The sequence below is a fragment of the Kitasatospora sp. NPDC098652 genome (assembly GCF_044760155.1).
Lineage (GTDB): Bacteria > Actinomycetota > Actinomycetes > Streptomycetales > Streptomycetaceae > Kitasatospora.
In genome coordinates this window covers 931,578-932,563 of sequence record NZ_JBIWAQ010000002.1, presented here as the reverse complement: position 1 = coordinate 932,563, position 986 = coordinate 931,578, and the positions used below count along the sequence as shown (strand labels likewise).

At 65.8% G+C, this 986-nt stretch carries 2 rRNA genes and 1 pseudogene; 2 read left to right on the top strand and 1 reads right to left on the bottom strand.

Features of this window, described 5'->3' with window-relative positions:
• Positions 1–93, top strand: a 23S ribosomal RNA gene (locus ACIQWA_RS08145); the annotation flags it as partial.
• A 108-nt stretch (positions 94–201) separates the two neighbouring features.
• Positions 202–318, top strand: a 5S ribosomal RNA gene (rrf, locus tag ACIQWA_RS08140).
• Positions 319–324: 6 nt separating this feature from the next.
• On the opposite strand, the pseudogene ACIQWA_RS08135 reads toward rrf, so the two are convergent.
• A pseudogene (locus ACIQWA_RS08135) lies at positions 325–986 on the bottom strand (hypothetical protein); the annotation flags it as partial.

Sequence of the window (986 nt, the reverse complement as noted above, 5' to 3'; positions counted from 1 at the left end):
GGCTCCCAGTAGACGACTGGGTTGATAGGCCGGATATGGAAGCCCTGTGAGGGGTGGAGTTGACCGGTACTAATAGGCCGAGGGCTTGTCCTCAGACGCTCGCGTTCACTGTGTGGTTCCCGGGTAGCGAACAGCTATCGCCGGCGAACAAGAAACACTTATTCAACTGAAAAGTGTGTTTCGCTGAATACCCGATAGGGTTTCGGTGGTCATAGCGTGAGGGAAACGCCCGGTTACATTCCGAACCCGGAAGCTAAGCCTCACAGCGCCGATGGTACTGCAGGGGGGACCCTGTGGGAGAGTAGGACGCCGCCGAACAATCATTCAAGGCCGCGGCCCCAGCGACTCGCTGGGGCCGCGGCCTTTTTGTGTTTTGCGAACTTTGCACGAGACCGGCAGACCGGGACTTCCGCCCAGGCGCGGACGCTCCCGACATGCCGGACAATGGAGATGGTGCGCGGCCAGGAGGCCGGCGCCGACACCGCGTGACGGCACTGACGTTGCCCAGTCCGCGGTGGAGATGAAGCAGCAGAAGGAGTCACGAGGATGTCGAACCAGCCCGAAGGCCGTCCCGAGCGTCGATCGGACGACGGCCGAGGCTACGAGCCCCGGTCGCGTGGGGGCTGGTCCAACGACCGTGACGACCGTCCCCGTCGCGATGACCGTGACGACCGTCCGCGTCGGGATGACCGTCCGTCGTTCCGCGACCGCGATGACCGCGGTGGCGACCGTGGCGGCTTCCGCCGTGACGACCGCCCGCAGGGTGGTGGCTTCAACCGTGACCGTGGCGACCGTCCGCAGGGTGGCGGTTTCAACCGTGACCGCGGTGACCGTCCGCAGGGTGGCGGTTTCAACCGCGACCGCGGTGACCGTCCGCAGGGTGGTGGCTTCAACCGCGACCGGGATGACCGTGGTGGCTTCCGTCGTGACGACCGTCCGCAGGGTGGTGGGTTCCGTCGTGACGACCGCCCGAGCGGGTTCCGTCG